Origin of the sequence: Anaerosolibacter carboniphilus, assembly GCF_014205875.1 — a bacterium.
In the GTDB taxonomy this organism is placed as follows: domain Bacteria; phylum Bacillota; class Clostridia; order Peptostreptococcales; family Thermotaleaceae; genus Anaerosolibacter; species Anaerosolibacter carboniphilus.
Map to the genome: position 1 here is coordinate 1 of NZ_JACHEN010000054.1, position 20,261 is coordinate 20,261.

Genomic DNA, 20,261 nt, shown 5'->3' on the forward strand with positions numbered 1-20,261 from the left:
ACCTCACTTTATATATTCTACATTAACTTCGTAATCCCTTTTTGACACATAAAAAATATCCACCCTTTCGGGTGGACTTTGTCAACAGTCTCAAGGCACATGCCATGTGCCTTCTTTTCTATGTTATGCACTAAATACACGAACTTGGTTACGACCGTAATCCTTAGCTTCATAAAGCGCTTTATCGGCATTTTTGAGTAATTGTTGAGGATTGGAAAATATGCTGGGAATGATCGTCGATACCCCTAGGCTAGCCGTTACGTATTTTCCGCTGTGAGAATAGAGGTGGTATATTTGAAGACTTTCCACATAGACCCGAAGCGACTCAGCTATCATTTCTGCAGTTTCTTGATTTGTATCGGATAAAATGACGGCGAACTCTTCTCCGCCATATCGGCATATAAAATGATTGGGTTCATGAAGGGCCTCTTTTAATGTAGTTGCAATCGTCTTTAAACAAGTGTCGCCCTCATGGTGTCCGTAGGTATCATTATACTTTTTAAAGCCGTCAATGTCTAATAGAATTAGGGACAAAGGCAATCCATCCTTGAGGCAGCGGTGCCACTCTTGATTAAAAAATTCATCAAAGGCACGGCGATTGTTTAGCTCTGTTAGACCATCCAAGGCAGAAAGTCGCTGCAACTCTTTTGTGAGCTCCCGCTGTTTTTGCTCAGCAATTTTCATATCTGTAATATTCTCCGTCATGCTCATAATGAATTGGATTTCCCCCTGAACGTTGAAGATAGGAGATACAGTAAGCCTAGCCCAAATCACTTGATGATTTTTGCGAATGTATCGCTTTTCGATTTGGTAAGAAGACCGTTTGCCAAGAAGCAGATCATGAAAAAGTGTCAGATCCTTATCCACATCGTCAGGGTGGGTTAAATCGACAAAGCTTGTCTTGGAGACTTCATCCATGGTGTACCCAAGCATATCCAATAGGGCATGATTACATTCCACTGGCTTACCATCCAGATCAACAACACCGATACCAATAGCAGAGTTTTCAAAAATAGCACGAAAGCGCTCCGTATTTTCGTAAAGCTGAGTTTCGCTTTTCTTTTGATCCGTAATATCAAAAAAATATACCATCAGACCATCATCATCAGGATAAATACGAACTTCAAACCAACGATTGGAAGGGGTGGAATTATATTTTAATATTTTAGATTCTTTACTTTTTAGTGCTTCACGAAATTCACGGTAAAGAGGTGTTGAAATAAGAAGTGGGAACTCGGTCCATATGCACTTGCCAATAAGTAGTGCACGATCTTTTTGAAAGATGCCTTGGGCTTGACGATTTAAATAGATAAAATCGAAATTTAAATCCAGAAAAAAGAAAGCATCTGCAATATTGTCCAACATTCTCATTAATCTCGGTTCCATGGCATAGATCACCTCAAGTTATAGAAATAAACAATAAAAAAACAGCTATATTGCCATAGCCGTGTCAATAATTCTATTATATCGCTTTATTTCACTAAAGTGAACAGCGAAATAGAACATCCATACATGTTTCGGCAATCTGGCAATCATAGAATAAAATTCCTTAGACCCATGATTTTGCGTCCCTACTTTTCAATAGGTTTGCTATTATCGACAGCGTTATTTTATAGGTGTATATCCCTATGTCAATAGGAAGAAATGCCTAAATAAATTATAAATGAAATTTTCAAAAAAATCCAGCTTTTAGTAATTATTTCCTAAAAATATTTTTATACGATAAGTCATTAAAGGGAAGGTTTACAAAATATGAATAGACTAGATATAGAAGTAAGAACCGTATCCTAGTCTATCCATAGGGGATATTAATGCTGATGAATGGTTAGCTTTTTCAATGGTTTTGTAGTAGGACCTTCCAAGACATCCCCATTGTAGCTATATCTAGAACCATGACAAGGGCAGTCCCAAGAATTCTCCGCAGCATTCCAATGAAGCTCACATCCTAGATGGGTACAGGTAGTGTCTACAAGATGGAGGGTGCCTTTTTCATCGCGATAAGCGCCAGATCTATGACCGTCAATTTCTACAATCTTTCCTTCTCCAATCTTAACCTCCACATCATCGGGGACAGGAGATATCTTTCCAGCGTATAGCTCGCCAACTACATCCAGGTTTTCAACAATAAAATTTTTTGCTGAAGCCATGGGTGTGAAACGGGATGGGTCATAGACAGGAGCCCAGGGACTCTCCCCTTTGATAATCAAATCCCGAATGATCATGGATGATGCAATACTATTGGTCATTCCCCATTTTCTAAAGCCCGTAGCCACATAGGCATTGGGTTTAAAGGATGTAATTTGACCTACATAGGGAACATGATCAAGGGGCATACAATCCTGGGTAGACCAGCGGTAGGGAATATCCTCCAGGGTATAGATCTGCTGAGCAAACTCCCTTAAATGCTCATAGTGGTTCATGGTATCTTCCCCTTGGCCAGCTTTATGATGATCTCCGATGAACATTACCAACTCTCCATTCTCTGTTGGCAGAGATCGCAGGGATCGAGCGGGCGATTCAGCATTGATATACATACCGCCAGGAAAAGTCTCTTTGATTTTCCCGGCAAGAACATAGGATCTATGAACATATAATCTGGCGAAATAAAGGCCAGGGATATCATAAAATGGATAATGGGAGGCTACAATCATTTTTTCAGCAGTGATTTTTCCGCCATTTCTAGTAATGACTGTATAAGTATTCCCATCCTTCACGTCGACTACTGGACTCATTTCAAAAATGTGACTGCCTTCGCCGGGAATTTCCTTTGCCAGGGCCAACAAGAATTTCCTTGGATGGAATTGAGCCTGGTCGTCAAAGCGTATGGCTGCCTTGACTGGAAATGGCAGGGGAGTCTCCTCGAGATAAGAAGCTTTGATACCTAAACTGGAAGCGGCTTCTAGCTCTTGGACAATTTTTTTCACATACTGATCTGATTGGGTGTATATATAAGCTGGTTGCCAAGAGAAATCGCAATCAATCTGCTTTTCCTTGATGGTGTTCGCTACGAAGTGAATCGCCGTTTCATTAGCTTCTGCATATTGCTTTGCTCTTTCATTTCCATGTTGACTTTTCAGTTTGTCATAGGTAAGTCCATGTTGAGAAGTCAGTTTAGCCGTGGTGTGGCCTGTTGTACCTTGAAGAATTCGGTCAGCTTCCACCACAGTTACCGTTAGGCCTTCCTTCTTCAAGAGCGATGCTACTGTAATCCCTACCATACCGCCCCCTACGATCACTACATCTACCTTTACATCTTCCTTCAAGGTTGGGTAATCTGTTTGTGGAGTAGAGGTAATCCAATAGGATTGGGGAGGTGTAGTGAATATTTTTCCGTCTTGCTTGGTATGATTCATATAACTCCTCCTTGTATTCATTCCGATATCATATATAAAAATAACTATCCTATCTATGATTTGCGTCTATACAAAAAAATATTCATAAATTTTCCAGTTGCCTAGTACTTTTGCTTTATAATGAACGATGCTTTCGTCCTAGTTGTTGATGATGTTTGTATGAGATGATATACTAAAGCTATAAAATGCACGAAAGTTTTGACAAAGAGGGATGATCTAGGAACAAAATATACAAATGAAGAGGGATGGACATGCTTGATCTTAGTAATGTCAATCAAATTCAGTATTTAATAATTTTATGTTTTTCTTTTCTTATCTTTGTTTTTACCATTTCATTTCATAAAGGAAACCATTTAACGGGTCTTTTGGGTACGTTATTTTTCATCCCCCTTTACTTCTGTATCGCCTCAAACGCTTTACTGAAAGCGATGAACATGGAGGTGATGCTGATACTGACTGAGGTCAGCTTGATGGTCTTCATATTTTTGAGTTTAATTCTCAGGCTGAATCGGAAAAAGGTTGTGATTTTGCGTCTCGTGGCGCTCATATTTCCTATTGGATTATCCATCCTGTTATTTTGGCTGGAGGTAGAAGGATATTTGCTATACACCATAGGGACTCCTCTTGTGGGTGTACTAGCCTTCTTAAATGGGATATTGAGTTATAAAAAACAAAGGGATCGACTTCTTTTTAGAGGATTTGTGGCTCTGATGATAGGCGCTTTCTTTTCTATGTGGTCAGAAGTTAGGATTTTCACCATTTTGGTACTGATGCTTAGGTTTTTTGCCTATTTGAGCTTCTACATGTATTTTTATCGAAAGGCTCACCAGCGGTGGATAGCTCATGTAAAGAAAGCTGAAGGCTATAAGGCAGAACTGGAGGCAGCCTTCCATGAGCAGGTGGAAAAACAATTATTTATGATGCAGCTATCCAATGAGAAATTATTAAATGCTTCTAAGGAGGATGGATTAACAAAGGCCTATAATAAGGCGGCAATTCTTGAAATCCTAGAGCACATGGTGGCTAAGAAACAAGAGCCGTTTACCATTTTGATGTTTGATATAGACCATTTTAAAAAGATCAATGATACCTATGGACATGTGGTAGGTGATCAATGTATCAAGGCTTTGGCTCAGTCTGCAAAGGAGCATTTGCGGAAGGTGGACTACTTGGGGCGGTATGGAGGCGATGAGTTTATCATCATTCTCCCGGGAATTTCTGTGGAGGGAGCCAAGGTGGTGGCGGAGCGCCTTCGACAGCAGGTCAGCACGGCTTGTGAGCCAAAGATTACCGTATCTATAGGAATTGCTGTCTACGATAAGGATGGCACTACGGTAACAGAACTGATTTCCAAAGCAGATCAAGGACTCTATCGATCCAAGCGAAGGGGAAGAAATGCAGTATCTCATGGAGAGATCTAATAAAAAAATAGGCATTTAGAACTATAAGCGTTCAAACAGTTGAAAATACAGATAGGTATAAGAATCCTTTTACATAAAAGGATTCTTTTTCTATTTTTTTGATATCCAATTACAAAAATAGAGCAAAAAGGACATGCTACTTTTACAAAATTTGTACAAGGACAAGTTTAGAATATTGGATAACTATATAAAAATATTTTTACATATTATTCGTTTTCTGAGTGTATAAAAAGTTTAGTAAATCAATAAAAATGCATTTTTCACAAAGGTTATCGCAGTATGGGCTAAAACATTAATAGTATAGAAATGAGATAGGATCTGGGCTATTAATGTATATAACTATATGTTGAAAGAATGCAGCTATGTATAAAAAAGGTAGGACAGTGATAAAAGGGGGAATGCCCATGACATAAGAAAAAAGAATAAGAAATTATTGAAAGAAATAATACAAGGAAAGGGGAATGTAAATTGAAAAGAAAGATATTATCGATTGTTACAGCTTGTACTTTGATTTTGAGCGTTGCGATGCCTGCAAATTTAGTAAAGGCTCAGGCAGCAGAAAAAGGATTTGATACGACTAGATATGGAGACACCATCGATATTGGAGGGAAACTAAGAAGTTTAGAAAATAATGAAGAATTTATGAAAGAAGCCGAAAAAAAGATGAAAGAAAGTGCTAAAGGAATTAATTTTGATGAAGAAGAAGGAGCAGCAGATGAAAATCAAAGCAGCAATTTTACATTTGATGGTGGAACAAAATATTTCTTAAACTATGAATTAGGATTTAAAGAATTTACCTTAAGGAGCCAAGGTGAAAATGTTGAGGTTTGGGTAGCAAATGATCTATCTTTTCCTGATGATAGGCCTGCCCATATCATCACACAAGAGCAGGTAGATAGAATGAAAGATACCTTTGAAGAGAAAGTGTATCTTACAGATACAGCATTTTTTGGTACACCAGATAGCCATGATGGTAGTAATTCTACCCTAGCAGAACTTGGATATGTGCCAGAAGGATATTATGTTTCAGAGGATGGAAGTGACAAAGTTATTATTCTAGTAGACAATATCATCGATGAACAGTATTATGATCCTACATATCCTTTTTTCGTAGCTGGCTTTTATTGGGGAACATTAGAGCGATATATTGATAGAAATATCATAACTATCGATTCTAAGGATTGGAATACAAGATTAGAAACAACTTTCCTTCCAACTACGGCCCATGAATTCCAACATCTAATTCATGCAGATAATGATCCAGATGAAGAAACATGGATTAATGAAGGGATGTCAGATTTTGCAGAATATTTATGCTTTGGTGAACATGCTTGGGGTCATGTGAACTATTTCTTAGATCATCCAGAAAATTCATTAATTGAATGGGATGAGTATTATTCGTATGAAACAGGTCCTGAGACCTTAGCAGATTATGGGCAGGCATATTTGATGCAGGTTTACTTAAATGACCACTATGGGAAAGAATTTGTTAAAGCATTAGCGCAAGATGAAGATAATGGAATATCAAGTGTCAATAAGATTTTAAAAGCGTTTAAAACGGGTATAGATTTTGAAGAATTATTTAGAAGGTTTACGATAGCTGTAGCAATCGATAGTTCCCAGCCGCAAAATGGAATATATAACTTTGAGAGCATTGATTTACATGTAAACTATGAAAAGGCCTTGGAATTCGATAAAGATGGTGTACCAGCTTGGGGCGGAGACTACAAAGTATTAGATAATGCTGAGAAAATTAGAAGCATTATTTTCGACGGTACAGATTTTCTTTCTTCACCTTGGAAGGTAGTTGAGAAAGATGGAAAACAAGTACTTTGGGGAAATGGAGGAGATGAGAAATCAAATCAGATAATCCTAAAGGCAGACTTGAAAACTGTTACAGATGAAGTATATTTGGCTTTTGATCATTATTATGATATTGAAGAACAATGGGATTTTGGTATAGTACAGGTATCTGAAGATGATGGTCAGACTTGGAAGAGTTTAGCCAATGAGAATACAAGAAGTGATATTGTAGATGAAGGGTATCCTACAATCAAAGAAAATATTCCTGGATTTACAGGAAGTAATCATGACTGGACATCCGAGCAATTTGATCTTGCTCCTTATGCAGGGAAAGAAATACTCATAAACTTCAATTATATGACTGACTGGGGTACAACAGAAGAAGGTTGGTACATAGATAATATTTCAATTCCAGCTATTGGATATGAAAATGACTGTAGTTCTATAGAAGGCTTATATAGTATCGATCAGATCAATAAGAAATATGTTGATTATGCGGTAACATTTATCAATGAGAAGGAATTAGGGAAGGGAAGCAAAGCATCTCTTTATAAAGTAGTAAATGTTGATCCATTTAATGTAAGTGAAGATGATGCCCTTGAGCTTAAGCAATTATTTAGTGAAGGAAAGAACTACATGATCATATGGTTTGCAGCACCGGAAGGAACCAAGGGGACGGTAAACTTTACATATGAAATCTTGACCAAGAGCGAGAGTAAAAAAGGTAGGAAATCTAATGTAAGTAGTGAAACGAATAATAAAACAAATCCGTCAAAAGGTAAAAAATAATATTCAAATGAATGCTTAGGGGCTGCAGATCTTTCTGCAGCCTCTATTTTACCCTTGTAAAGACGCTGTGACCACTAATTGCTGACCTGGATAGATTAGATTGGGGTTGGTAAGGTAGTTAAAGATAATCAGATTGTTTACATAGGTGCCATGGGCCTGGGCGATACTATACAAGGTGTCTCCAGGTTGAACGGTATAGATGATGGCTTCGGCTGGGGATTCAGGAATTACAAGGATTTGCCCTACGTAGATTATGTTGGGATTCGGGATATGGTTAAAGACACGGATGTTGGAGATGGTAGTGTTAAATTTACGGGCGATACCATACAGGGTATCCCCGACTTCCACTGTATAGTGAAAGGAGCCTAACGGGGCTGTGGGTTGTCTCATCATATGGATCACATCCTTTCTACCATATTAATATATTTTGGTGATATAAAAAGGTGCTATAGGTATGGAAAATATATAAGATAGACAATAAGGATTGGGTGGATTAAAATAAATAATAATTCTGTTATCCTTTTAGGCTATAACGAAAAGGTATTTTTCTTTTTAAACGAAATATATATAATACGTCGGTCTTTAATGATGAAATTAGGGAATAAAGACAAAAAAGAAAGTAAGAGGCAAAATCGAATTTTTTTAGCAATAATCATCTGAAATTTCAAACAAAGGAGTGATAGGCCATGTTCTACCCAGCCTCCACCAAGCTATATGATCAGATTGTCAATGTCTTGTTGCACCCCAATTTTTTACAAGAGTTTTCTCTGCAGCACAAGCAGGTCCGAAAATATATAAAAGACAGTTCCTTTATTGAGCAAATCCAAAGAATGGTGGCCATGGAGATTTATACCTGTCAAATGGTTTTAAAGCTATGTGAAGATATGATGCTGGAAGTTACCGAAGGGGATGCCCCAGAGGATTGGTTAGAATATATTTTTCAATATACCTTGAGCAAGTGCTTTCCTGGGGCTGTGGAGATTGAACTGAAAGAACATCTGGAAAAAGCCAGTACCCTTTATTTACAGGTATTGAGAGTTGTTTCAAACTTCCAAAAAACCTCCAGAGATGGCACATGGCAAAGTCTGTATCCATTGGAGCTCTTAACGGAGGAGGAAGAGGAGGCCCTGGAAAATCCCGAGGAGTATCGGGCATTTAAAAAAGCTTTTGATCACGATTACATTTACGAGATGATGAAATTAAATTATGAGGTGAAGGGATTTAGTACCCTTGATCATATTTGCGGTGTCCACTATCTGGCCCTTCATGTGGGGAGACAGCTAAAGGCAGCAGGTGTGCCGATAGACCTGGGAAGGGTGTCGGGGGCAGCTGCAGGCCATGACATTGGTAAGTATGGTTGTAGAGGGGTAGAGGTAAAACGGGTGCCCTATCTTCACTATTATTACACAGGAGAGTGGTTTAAAGGTCATGATATTGTGTATATTCGAAATGTGGCCATCAATCATTCCACCTGGGACTTGGAACTGGAGAACTTGTCCTTAGAATCTTTAATTTTAATCTATTGTGACTTCCGTGTGAAAAAGAAGGATGGAAAAACTGAAGGTACAGGGATGCATATATTTAGCCTGAAGGACTCCTTTGAAGTGGTATTGGAGAAGCTGGATAATGTAGATGCTGCCAAAGAGCAGCGCTATCGACGGGTTTATGCAAAGCTAGAGGATTTTGAGAAATATATGCTTCAACTGGGTGTCAATATAGAGGTAGGAGAGGTGCATCAAGAACCTGAAAACAGGAAAAAATTACAGAAGAATTATGCTCTGATGGAGGGTGAAGAAGTGGTGGAACATTTAAAGCATTTGGCTATCCATCACAACATAAGATTGATGTATATGTTAAGAGACGAATCCTCCCTCAATAGTATTTTAGAAATCGCCCGAAGTGAGGTGGAGTTGAATCGTTTGCGAGGCTATTTAAATGTGATCGAAGAATATTCAACCTACCTAACACAAAAACAAAAGCTGATCACCATACAATTTTTATATGAACTGCTGACACATCCAGAGGATGATATTCGAAAGCAGTGCGGAGAACTTATTGGCGTACTGATTGCTTTGTTTGATGAAGAATATCGGAAAGAGGTACCGAAGGATGTGCAGTTAAAACCTGCGGAGATGCCAGGCTATGGAATTTTTGATAAGTACCTTCAACTGATTCTTTATCCTGATCGAAAGATGACGTCCATTCATCGTAAATGGATTGGCTATAATTTGAGTAATGTGGTGACCTCCATATTTAGCCAATGCCGTAAGGGTCAAATACGAGAATATATAAAAACCTTGTTGAACTATTACAGAGATGAACAACCAGGAGATGAAAATACGAAAATCTATCAGTTGGAGGCTATAAAGCATATTCCCATATATTACTGCGAAAATGAAGATATTGAAATCCTTTTGGACTTTATAGAGCTTGGCCTACAACGAGAAGAAGATACTCTTCGCATTTCTGCCTTGGAAGCCATGGGCTATTTGTTCAGCAGGCTTCACCAAGACGGTACTTGTGTAGAACGACTAAAGGCAATGCTCGTGGGTGTCATCCATGATTCTGCTCTGATTGTAGAGAACTATATGAAGTTGAAGTTAGCCAGAATGTTTAAATTAGGGGAATTCTATATAGAAAAGCTGGAGAAGCGGTATAAAGAAGATCTTGGGAGGACATCGGATCTTTTCTTGAGCAACTTGAAGACTGCTACCCATTGGACCATCAAAAAGGCCCAAGTGGAATTTATCCTGGACTACACACTGGATTATCAGAGAAATACAGGGCTTCATACGGCCATGCACTATTGTAATTTGATTAAAGTGAGTGCCAGTCAAAGTGTGAGAAAGCGAGCAGGGGAAGCCCTTATTGGCATCGCCCCCTATCTCTCATTAGAACAGAAAAATGATATTGCCATAGAGATGCTGAGAGCTTTAGAGATTGAGGGATACCAATTTACAAAGCATATCCCTGATTATTTGGGAAGACTGATCCTTTATTTACAACCGGTGGAGTTAGATGAGATTATCGATGACTTAATGGATAAGGTAAAAATCTCTAATACTCAAATTAATTCCCTGCTTCTGCAGACCATCGGTATTGCTATTGAGCACTATCCAAAGTATAGGGAGTTTTTCCAAGAAGAGGACGGGGCTTATACCAACCGTCTGATTCGTATGCTGGGTATTTTACTCAATGGGATGGCAAACTACAAAGAGCAAACAAAGCAGGTGGCCTTCCGAGTTATTGGGAAAGGAATCTTTGGTTCTGCCCAACTGGAACTTGAGGAAAAGTACCATATATTCCAGCTCATGGCCAAAAAAATTCTTACATTGCTTTCTGATAATATGGAGGATAAAGAACTGGCGTTTTTGAATAACTCTGCAGGTCTGAACCATATCTACAGGTTTATCTCCGACTGCAAGTTCTATCGGGGTGAGGTTCAGGTGCAAGCGCAAGGACGGGTTGCCTTTTTCCCAGGAACCTTTGACCCCTTTACCCTAAGCCATAAAGAGATTGCCAAGGCCATTCGAGATCTAGGGTATGAGGTATATTTGGCTGTGGATGAATTTTCATGGTCTAAACGAACCCAAGCCAATCTCATCAGACGGAATATTATCAAGATGTCAGTGGCAAATGAGCTAGGTATTTACCTATATCCAGAGGATTTACCTACAAATATCGCAAATCCCAAGGACTTAGAGGGATTGAGAGCGAACTTTCCCGATGCGGATGTCCATGTGGTGGTAGGCAGTGATGTGGTATTAAATGCATCTGCTTATCGAGAGGTCCAAAGAAACCATTCTATTCATACCTTCCCTCATATTCTGTTTGAGCGGGTGACTGGTATTGGACTGGAAAGAGGACAGGAAATGGTAGAGGCTTTAAACCGTATTTCTGCGGGAGTGATACGTTTGTCTTTACCTCAGCAATATGAGGATATCAGTTCGACTCAGATTCGTAATTATATTGATGAAAATAGAGATACTTCTAATCTCATGGACCCTCTGGTGCAAAAATACATTTACGCCAAGGGCCTGTATAGACGTGAGCCTCAATACAAAACCCTCATGGAGATAAAATCTGTTTCTGTAGAAATTGTAGAGGTGGAGGATTTTACACCTGAGCTGTTTAAGGATTTATCGGAGCAGTTCTGCCAGAATCCCAGGGAATCTTTGGAACAGTTTCATGAGTTATCTGAAAAATTAAGTCCAAAGATATTGCTCCTTCGCAGCACAGACAGACATGGGAAGATCCTTGGATTCTCTGCTTTTCATTGGGTTCGTTCCAGCATGCTGTATAAGGAATTTAAAAATGAAGAGATTTCTCGATACATTCGAAGAAATGCCATCGGTAGAATCCTCGTCATAGACGGTATTTTTGCAGGTGATCAAGAAAAGTTTGACAACCTGGATCAGGTGCTTCTCACGGAGACGCTGGCCTATAATTTAGCCAAAGATTATACCTATGCAGTATTTAAAAATACCGTGGATAAATATGTGTCGCCAAATTTGTATGATACCTTGGTGCTTCAAGGTTTTATATCCCTAGAGGATGAAAATCATAAGATTTTGGCAGTGGATATGACAACACCTTGTACATTAGGACTAGAAATGGAATCGGTCATCAAGGAGCCCTTTAGAAGCAGCGAAGAAGTGAAGAAGGCCATGGGGCGTTCAAGAAAAAGACTCCAGGAGGCTATTGTAAAGCTGTATCCTGGAAATTTGGTCTTGGCTTTTGATCGAGCGATGATGAATGAAAATCTTATTAAGAAGGTGTGTGAAATCAATGGTGTACCCACAACACCTTTAGTGCCAAGAACTTTAGGGCCCATGATGTGTGTTGCTTTTGGGATGATGCTCCATGGCTCTATCATTCCCAATACAGTGACCAAGTCTTTGCATACGGATCGCCAATTTGGAACAGATATGAAGGATTATAGGACGGGAGCCTACCCTTACTACTTGAATTTGGAAAATCAGGTACGGATGCTGCGCTCCTTCGATAGACCTGTGATTATTGTAGATGATATATTGGTTCAAGGCCATCGTCTGAAGGCCCTAGATCCACTGCTGAAGAATGAAAATGTTCAAGTGGAAAAAGTACTGGTGGGTGTCTTGTCTGATCGAGGAAAAGAATTGATGGATATGCAGAATCGAGAGGTGGATTATGCCTATTATATTCCAAAACTGCGGGTGTGGTTTAATGAGAGTCTTCTGTACCCCTTTATCAGTGGAGATACCCTATGGCGAGGATATTATCCAGAGCGAAATTTGATTCCTTCTGTGAACTTTATCCTGCCTTACACCTATCCAGGATTTATAAAAGGGACATCTAAGGAAGCCATCTATCATTTATCCGAGGTCTGTCTGGAAAATGCCATGGATATTATGGCTACTGTCGAGGCAGAATATCAGAGAGTTCACGAGCGTAAATTCACTTTGGCCCATTTGGGAGAGGTTTTTGTATCACCTCGATATCCAGATCATGGCAAGGACGTGTATTACGATATCAATTTGAACCCATCCCATTATTTGAAGAACGATATAGAGCATCTACAGCGTTTGAAGAGAATGTGCTTAGAATAGGGGGAGTGACAAATGTATTATTATCAATTGGGAGAGAGCATCCTTATTTCCCATTCTCAAAGCTTAGCTTTTCAAAGGATACCGGAGGAAAGAGCTGCTCAACATCAAGATAGGATGTATTATTTGCTGGAAGGAGCACCTGGTCAATGGAGAAGAAGCTATTGTGTTTCAGATCCTTCTCTGATGTTCTTGAAAGCAGAGGGTATCCATTTGCTCCAGTGTCAGGGTGGTTTTGAAAGGAAGGTACCAGCTTGGCTGCTGGATGGAATAAGGGCGGGTAAAGTCATGGCAGTGAATACAGCCTATCCAAGCTGGCAATCGGCTTTAAACCAAAAGTATCCCCAAAAATGGCGGATTCATCTCTTTGGTTTAGGAGATGTGGGGGGAACATTGATCACAGGACTACGGCTGCTTGGAGGAGATGCCATCTCTGAGATCGGCATTTATGATCGTCGGGAAGAAAAGGTGAAACGATGGGAGTATGAAGCCAATCAGATTCTATCTGCCAATGAAACCATGAGCTTTCCGCCTGTCGTAGGGATACCGAAGGAGAAACTCTTTGATTGTGATATGTTTGTATTCTGTGCCAGTACTGGAGTACCAGCTGTAGGTGAAGATGCCAGAGATGTGAGGATGATACAGTTTGAGGGCAATCGGGAGATGATGAAGCCTTATGTAAAGATGGCAAGAGAAAAAGGATTTCAGGGAATCTTTGCAGTGGTATCAGACCCAGTGGATCCTCTGTGTAAATCGGTTTTCATCGATAGTAATACAAATCCAGAGACTGGGGAGTTAGACTATCATGGGTTAGCTCCAGAACAAATCCGAGGTTATGGCCTAGGGGTCATGCATGCCAGAGCAGCCTTTTACGCGGAACAAAGCCAAGAAACCAGTCATTACATCCGAGAAGGTCGCGCGTACGGACCCCATGGAAAGGACCTGATCATTGCGGATAGCATTGATAATTATAATGAAGATCTATCTCTGTATCTCACAGTAAAGGCAAGAAACGCCAACCTGGAAGTGAGGGAAACAGGCTTTAAGCCCTATATTGCACCGGCGTTATCTTCAGGAAGCTTGTCTATCTTATCCACCATCAGAGGAGAATGGCATTATAGTGCCACTTTTATGGGAGGAATCTACATGGGCGCAAGAAATCGACTTACTTCTGCAGGCACAGAGATAGAGCAGCTGCCTTTACCTGAGGCGCTGGTAGAAAGACTCCAGACTACCTACGAGCGGCTAGAGGAGATCTTATGAGTGGGGCTTATGTGATTATGCCAGGAAATAGCTCAGATTTTCTATGGAAGATGGTTGGAGCGTCTACCGAAGGGCGAGAAACTGTCATGATCCGAGATGCCAAGGAACTACCAGATTTGAGAAATAAAAAGATTATTTTTGCCATAGCACTCAACGGCGCAGGTTATAATATTCAACTTTTTGAAATCTTATCGGCTCTTTGGGAGCGAGGAGAGGATGCCCTTTTAGGTGCCCAGGGGGCAGTAATGATTCATTGTGAGCAGGAACTCTTTACCCGAAGTATTGCTCAGAATGTGATTTTTACTGCCAATCAGTTAGGATGCCGTTTTCAAGGGCATCCATTGGTGGAGGCCACGGGAAGTCTGACGAATCTTCGCACCTGGCAGAAGAACCTTCATAAACCATTGGAGGAGGTGTGCCTGGAGCTTTGTAGAAGGCTGGGAACAACACTCCTTGAGGATGAACCGATTAAGATTGAAAAACCCAAAATCGTAGTACTCCACGCCAGTGCCCATAGTACCTCCAATACCTTAGAGCTTTGGAACATGGTAAAGAGATACCTCCAGGATCAAGATATTCAGGAGCTACACGTGGAAAATGGAACGATTGTGGATTGTAAGGGGTGTTCCTATACCACCTGTAAACACTTTAGCAAAAGAAACTCCTGCTTTTACGGGGGGGCTATTGTCCAGGAAATTCTGCCTGCCATCGAAAAGGCCGATGCTGTGGTGTGGATTTGTCCAAATTATAATGATGCAGTTTCTGCAAAGCTCACAGCAGTCATCAATCGAATGACGGTACTTTACCGTAGAACAAAGTTCTATGATAAAAGTATGTTTGCCGTCATTGTATCTGGAAACTCAGGCAGTGATTCTGTGGCAAAGCAGCTCATCAGTGCTCTGAGTGTGAACAAAAGTTTTCGCCTTCCTCCTTACTTTGCCCTGATGGCTACAGCCAATGATCCGGGGGAAATTGAGATAGTGCCGGGCATTCAAGAACAGGCCAAGGTTTTTGCAGAAAATTTGCTGGAAGAGATAAAAGCATAAAAGTGCAATGATTACGAAAGAAAGGGTGTATAAAACCTATGGAAAGACAAAAAGCATTGGAATTGATGGGAGAATATCTGAAAAGCGAGCATTTGATCAAGCATTGCTATGCAGTGGAAGCGGTGATGCGGGAATTAGCCAAGAAAATAGAGCCCGATAAGGAAGAAGCGTGGGCCATGGCTGGACTGCTCCATGATCTGGATGCGGACATCGTGGATTATCAGGCTAACCCCAAGCTCCATGGACCAAAAGCGGTAGAACTGTTAAAGGAAGCTGGCATAGGCAACGAAAGCATGTATCATGCCATCTGTGCCCACAATAAGGAAACCGGCGTTGCTATTACCAACACCATGGATCGCGCCATCTATGCGGCCGATCCTATCACAGGTTTTATTACCGCTATTGCATTGGTTTATCCTGATAAGAAGGTGAGTAGTGTAAAGGTGAAATCTGTGACCAAGCGAATGAAGGAAGTGCGCTTTGCAGCAGGGGCAGACCGGGAAGCCATGCTGTCTATCGAAGAATTGGGAATTCCTTTCGAAGAATTTGTAGCGTTATCCCTTCAAGCTATGTGTGGTATCTCCGATCAATTAGGATTATAAACAAAAAGTTATCAACGATTTCGTTGATAACTTTTTTGATATGATGACAGATGCTCTTCATGTGATAAGATACCAGATGAACCCTATTGAAAACTTATTTGTTAGGATTCCAAAAGGATTCCAATGTAAGATCCAGCTCCTTTAGATCACGAACAAAGCTGGGATTAGACCATTCCTGGGGGAACAGCTTCTGATAGCGACTATGCCGAAACCGTTCATCGATAAGCAGTACAACCCCTTGATCCCATTCGGATCGGATGACTCTGCCTGCTCCTTGAAGCACCTTATTCATACCAGGATACATATAGGCGTACTCATACCCCAGATGATTCTTCTCCTGAAAATAATTCATGATAATATCCCGTTCTAAGCAAATTTGGGGAAGGCCTACACCGACGATGATGGCACCTACCAATCGATCTCCTACCAGATCGATTCCTTCAGAGAAGATTCCTCCAAGGACAGCAAAGCCAACAAGGCTCTCGATACTATTAGACTGAAACTGTAATAAAAATTGTTCTCGCTCCGCCTCCACCATGGAGCTTCCTTGGAGCAAGGTCTTGATTTCAGGATATTTCTCAATAAACCGTTGATATACTTGATCCATATATTGATAAGAAGGGAAGAATGCGAAATAATTGCCTTTTCTTTGCTGAGCAGTGAGGTGGATATAATCCACAATGGCCTCGTAGCTATCCTCGCGGGCTCTATATTTGGTAGAAATACGATTCGCAATGGATAGGCAGAGATTATTCCTATCAAAAGGGGATGGGAGTCTCAATAGCTTGTCCTCCTCATTCCCACCTAGAATTTCTCTGAAATAGGGCAGGGGCGTGAGGGTGGCCGAGAACAATATGGCCGATCGACCCCGGCGGAGGGCATCCCGAAGAAGATAGGATGGGTCAAGACAGAATAGCTTAACCTTAATGTCCTTTTGCACCTTCTCCACATAGGTGACATAGCGTTCATCATAAAACTCTGCAATCCTCAGAAAGGCATGGCAGGAGAAGTATAGTTCCAATAATTCCTCATACCCTTCTTGATTTTCATTCTTTGTAAGCCATTCCTCTGCTTCCTTCATAAATTTATGCAAAGGCGGGTACAAGTCCTTTGGATTGTCCTTATGAATAGGCTGATTTTCTTCCTCTAGGTATTTTTTATATACCAGCATATTCTTATTTAGCTGATTTAAGGCTTTGGCAATCGAAGGAGCCTTTGATTGAAATACCCTTTTTAAATCTAAGAAAGGTCTTTTGTATAGTTCAGCGGAGAACATCTCCCGAGAACGATCTACTAGATTATGGGCTTCATCCACCAAAAAGGTATAATCGCCTCCTTCTTCAGAGAAAAAGCGTTTAAGATATACTCTGGGGTCAAAGGCATAGTTGTAGTCACACACCACAGCATCGGCCCATAAGGTGAGATCTAATGAAAATTCAAAGGGACATATATGGTATTCCTTGGCATAGGCTTCGATTTTCTCTCGAGTAAGAAGTTGTTCTTGGTGCAGAATGGCTCTTAGGGCCTCATTTACCCGATCAAAATGCCCCCGGGCGTATTCGCAGTGTTCGGGATTACAGATAGATTCTTCTTGAAAGCAAATCTTATCCTTGGCTGTTAAAGTAACAGATTTAAAAAGAAGTCCTCTGCCGTGCATCTTGTAAAAGGCTTCTTCGGCCACCTGGCGGGTAATGGTTTTGGCTGTAAGATAAAAAATTTTGGATGTATGACCTTCACCTATGGCTTTTATGGTAGGAAAAAGGGTAGATATGGTTTTACCAATACCTGTAGGAGCCTGGGCAAAAAGTTTCTTGCCGTCTACCACTGTGCGATAAACTGCTTTGGCAAACTCTCGTTGACCTTTCCGATAGGCTTCAAAGGGGAAAGAGAGGGCGTGGATGGATGTATCCCTTTTTATTTGCCAGTCGTGAGTAAAGGTTGCCCAAGAGAAGTATTGGGCAATCAAATCATCGAAAAATTGCTTCAGTTCATGGAGCAAAAAAGTCTTTCTTAGATATTTGATTTCTTCGGTATCCAATTGGTAATAGGTAAGCTGCACATCGACCTCGTCTAAACCTTGCTCCTGCCCATAAATATATGCATAGCATTTGGCTTGGCCCCAGTGTAGATGGTTATAGTTTTCATCGATCACATCCAGGGGCTGGGTAGTGCTTTTGATCTCATCGATGATAACCCTATTTTCCTCCTGAAGAATGCCGTCGGCACGACCTTCTACCGTAAGCAGAAGGTCCTGATATGGAATGGAATAACGAAGGGTTACCTCGGGCGTATAATTTTCCCCGTAGGATTTTTGTACCTTACCATGGGCTTTGGTACCCTCCACAGCCCTGCTGCTTCCCATAAAACGGGTATCCAAATCACCGCTGCGGAGAACAAACTCTATCAGATTACGAACAGATATTTTAATTTCATTATTTTTAGCCATGGGCAGTGCCGCCCTTTCTAAAAGTTTTGGTAATAATCCTAAGATACAATATAATTACTTCAATGTAAATAGAAAGGGCTTTGGCTGAAGTATACCTTTTCAGCCAAAGCCCTTTGATTGTCCTATATGATGATTTAAACTTTTGGAATATTTCTACCGTAGAATATTTCATCCATTTCCTTCTTTAATCTCTTCTTGATCTTTTTCTTTTCACCTGGTAGAATATCTTTCTTTGTTATTCCAAATAGATAATTGTCTAAATCGAATTCTTTTAATATACACTTTGTATGAAAGATGTTTTCTTGATAGACGTTAACATCGATCATATGGTAACGATCCTTGAAGTCGCCACCCATATAGTTTTGAATGGAGTTGATCTTATGGTCGATGAAGTACTTTTTACCTGTCACATCCCTAGTAAAGCCCCTTACCCGATAATCGATGGTCATGATATCAGCATCGAAGCTATGAATCAGATAGTTCAATGCCTTCAAAGGTGAAATATGTCCACAGGTAGATACATCAATATCAGCTCTAAAGGTACTGATTCCTTCATCTGGATGATATTCTGGATAGGTATGAACGGTAATGTGACTTTTGTCCAAGTGTGCAACAACCACATCTGGAAGAGGACCTGGCGTTTCATTGTCGGAGGCATGTTCTAAATTCTCGATATTCACAGGACCTTCAGATACTAATATGGTAACACTTGCCCCTTGAGGATCATAATCCTGCTTCGCAATATTTAATATATTGGCACCAATAATATTGGATACATTCGTTAGGATATTGGTTAGCCGCTCTGCATTATATTGCTCGTCAATATATTCGATATAAGCATTGCGATCCTCTGTAGTTTTTGTATAACAGATGTCATACATATTAAAGCTTAGTGTTTTTGTTAGGTTATTAAAACCATGGAGTTTTAATTTTTTGATAGATTTAATGTCCATTTCTTCCTCCTTACAATGCTTTCTATCCCCATATTTGTACTTCCTCAAAAAATGTTTGCGATTATTATTATAACGCGACTATAAAAATATATCAAGGGCTAAGTATATAGGAATTTTCTTGAAATTTTCCTGGTGGGAGGATTGCATTTTTATAGGATGCATAAACCTCTAGATAAGGAAGGGAAAGCAGATGTGAATAACCACCGGAAAATATAAAGTTATCAACAGAAAGGACTATATATCCACACAATGTTGTGGGTAACTTTCGACATATACTATATATTGATGCTGAGATCGATAAAGCATGCATTATAAGAGGGGTATTGTCCCATGCTGCAGATAATTGGAGAATATAAAAGTAGAGAAGGAATCGACTTAGAAAAAAATTCTAAAAGATGCAGATTTTTAAACCTTGCATTTGAGCAAGCTATATGGTATATTTATATATGTTCTCCGAAAGACAATTGGTGAGAGATATGATGGAGTGGTGTCCGAGTTGGCTAAGGGGCACGCCTGGAAAGCGTGTAAGGCCGTTAGGCCCCGTGGGTTCGAGTCCCACCCACTCCGCCAGTTAAAAAGTTTATAAAGTTTGCCGTGCTAGATGGGGAGGTAGCGGTGTCCTGTAACCTGCAACCCGCTGTAGCAGGATTGAATTCCTATCGGCGGTCTGTTGTTGTTGGGTCTGCCCTGGTTAAGTGGCGAGGAAGACTGGGTCCTGCGCAACGGGAACTTATGAACCCCGTCAGGTCCGGAAGGAAGCAGCGGTAAGTAGGCACTCTCGTGTGCCGCGGGGGCGCTTGGTCTGAGTTAACTGTTCAGGTAACGCCTGTAACAACTTATCAACGATAGGTGCACGGCTATCCATATGTAAATGACATGTAGAGAAAATCTACATGTTTTTTTTAATATCTAGGAAACGCTCATGAAATTGAAATTTCACAAAGTATAATGAAAACTTTACATTTGCTTTTAAATCCTGCAAAAAATGCAATAATCCAAA

The 20,261-nt window shown here is 40.3% G+C and carries 11 protein-coding genes, 1 tRNA gene, 1 other RNA gene and 1 riboswitch; of the genes, 8 read left to right on the top strand and 5 right to left on the bottom strand.

What is annotated here, in order from left to right; translation table 11 throughout:
- Positions 1-123 precede the first annotated feature (123 nt).
- Positions 124-1,386, bottom strand: a complete 1,263-nt coding sequence (locus HNQ80_RS24715) for a sensor domain-containing diguanylate cyclase (protein WP_184313792.1) — start codon at positions 1,384-1,386, stop codon at positions 124-126.
- A gap of 130 nt (positions 1,387-1,516) precedes the next feature.
- Positions 1,517-1,602: riboswitch (cyclic di-GMP riboswitch) on the bottom strand.
- Between the two features lie 206 nt (positions 1,603-1,808).
- A complete protein-coding gene (locus HNQ80_RS24720) occupies positions 1,809-3,353 on the bottom strand; it encodes an FAD-dependent oxidoreductase (protein WP_184313794.1) in 1,545 nt (514 codons plus the stop codon).
- Positions 3,354-3,604: 251 nt separating this feature from the next.
- Between HNQ80_RS24720 and HNQ80_RS24725 the strand changes: the two genes are divergently transcribed.
- Both HNQ80_RS24725 and HNQ80_RS24730 read left to right on the top strand, forming a co-directional pair.
- Entirely contained in the window at positions 3,605-4,774 is a 1,170-nt protein-coding gene (locus tag HNQ80_RS24725) for a GGDEF domain-containing protein (RefSeq protein ID WP_184313796.1), read from the top strand.
- 468 nt (positions 4,775-5,242) lie between these two features.
- Entirely contained in the window at positions 5,243-7,366 is a 2,124-nt protein-coding gene (locus HNQ80_RS24730; protein ID WP_207727183.1) for an immune inhibitor A domain-containing protein, read from the top strand.
- Positions 7,367-7,414: 48 nt separating this feature from the next.
- Here the strand turns inward: HNQ80_RS24730 and HNQ80_RS24735 are convergent, their stop codons facing one another.
- Positions 7,415-7,759, bottom strand: a complete 345-nt coding sequence (locus tag HNQ80_RS24735) for a LysM peptidoglycan-binding domain-containing protein (protein ID WP_184313798.1) — start codon at positions 7,757-7,759, stop codon at positions 7,415-7,417.
- Positions 7,760-8,052: 293 nt separating this feature from the next.
- Between HNQ80_RS24735 and HNQ80_RS24740 the strand changes: the two genes are divergently transcribed.
- The 4 genes from HNQ80_RS24740 to HNQ80_RS24755 are packed head-to-tail and all read left to right on the top strand — an operon-like array spanning position 8,053 to position 15,862.
- A complete protein-coding gene (locus tag HNQ80_RS24740; RefSeq protein WP_184313799.1) occupies positions 8,053-12,954 on the top strand; it encodes a cytidyltransferase in 4,902 nt (1,633 codons plus the stop codon).
- A gap of 12 nt (positions 12,955-12,966) precedes the next feature.
- Positions 12,967-14,214 carry a Rossmann-fold NAD(P)-binding domain-containing protein gene (locus HNQ80_RS24745; protein WP_184313800.1) on the top strand — a complete coding sequence of 416 codons (1,248 nt, stop codon included), beginning with the start codon at positions 12,967-12,969 and terminating at the stop codon, positions 14,212-14,214.
- Positions 14,211-15,260 carry a flavodoxin family protein gene (locus HNQ80_RS24750; RefSeq protein WP_184313802.1) on the top strand — a complete coding sequence of 350 codons (1,050 nt, stop codon included), beginning with the start codon at positions 14,211-14,213 and terminating at the stop codon, positions 15,258-15,260. The genes HNQ80_RS24745 and HNQ80_RS24750 overlap by 4 nt, the downstream gene beginning before the upstream one ends.
- 38 nt (positions 15,261-15,298) lie before the next feature.
- Positions 15,299-15,862, top strand: coding sequence for an HD domain-containing protein (locus HNQ80_RS24755; RefSeq protein WP_184313804.1), 564 nt, complete (start codon positions 15,299-15,301; stop codon positions 15,860-15,862).
- Between the two features lie 94 nt (positions 15,863-15,956).
- On the opposite strand, the gene HNQ80_RS24760 is transcribed toward HNQ80_RS24755, so the two are convergent.
- Together HNQ80_RS24760 and speD are read right to left on the bottom strand one after the other, a co-directional pair.
- Positions 15,957-18,308 carry an ATP-dependent DNA helicase gene (locus HNQ80_RS24760; protein WP_184313806.1) on the bottom strand — a complete coding sequence of 784 codons (2,352 nt, stop codon included), beginning with the start codon at positions 18,306-18,308 and terminating at the stop codon, positions 15,957-15,959.
- 134 nt (positions 18,309-18,442) lie between these two features.
- Positions 18,443-19,261, bottom strand: a complete 819-nt coding sequence (speD, locus tag HNQ80_RS24765) for an adenosylmethionine decarboxylase (protein ID WP_184313808.1) — start codon at positions 19,259-19,261, stop codon at positions 18,443-18,445.
- A gap of 481 nt (positions 19,262-19,742) precedes the next feature.
- On the opposite strand from speD, the gene HNQ80_RS24770 reads away from it, so the two are divergent.
- Positions 19,743-19,831: transfer RNA gene (locus HNQ80_RS24770), tRNA-Ser, on the top strand.
- 22 nt (positions 19,832-19,853) lie between these two features.
- An RNA gene (ffs, locus tag HNQ80_RS24775) (signal recognition particle sRNA large type) lies at positions 19,854-20,118 on the top strand.
- The last annotated feature ends 143 nt before the right edge of the window (positions 20,119-20,261 follow it).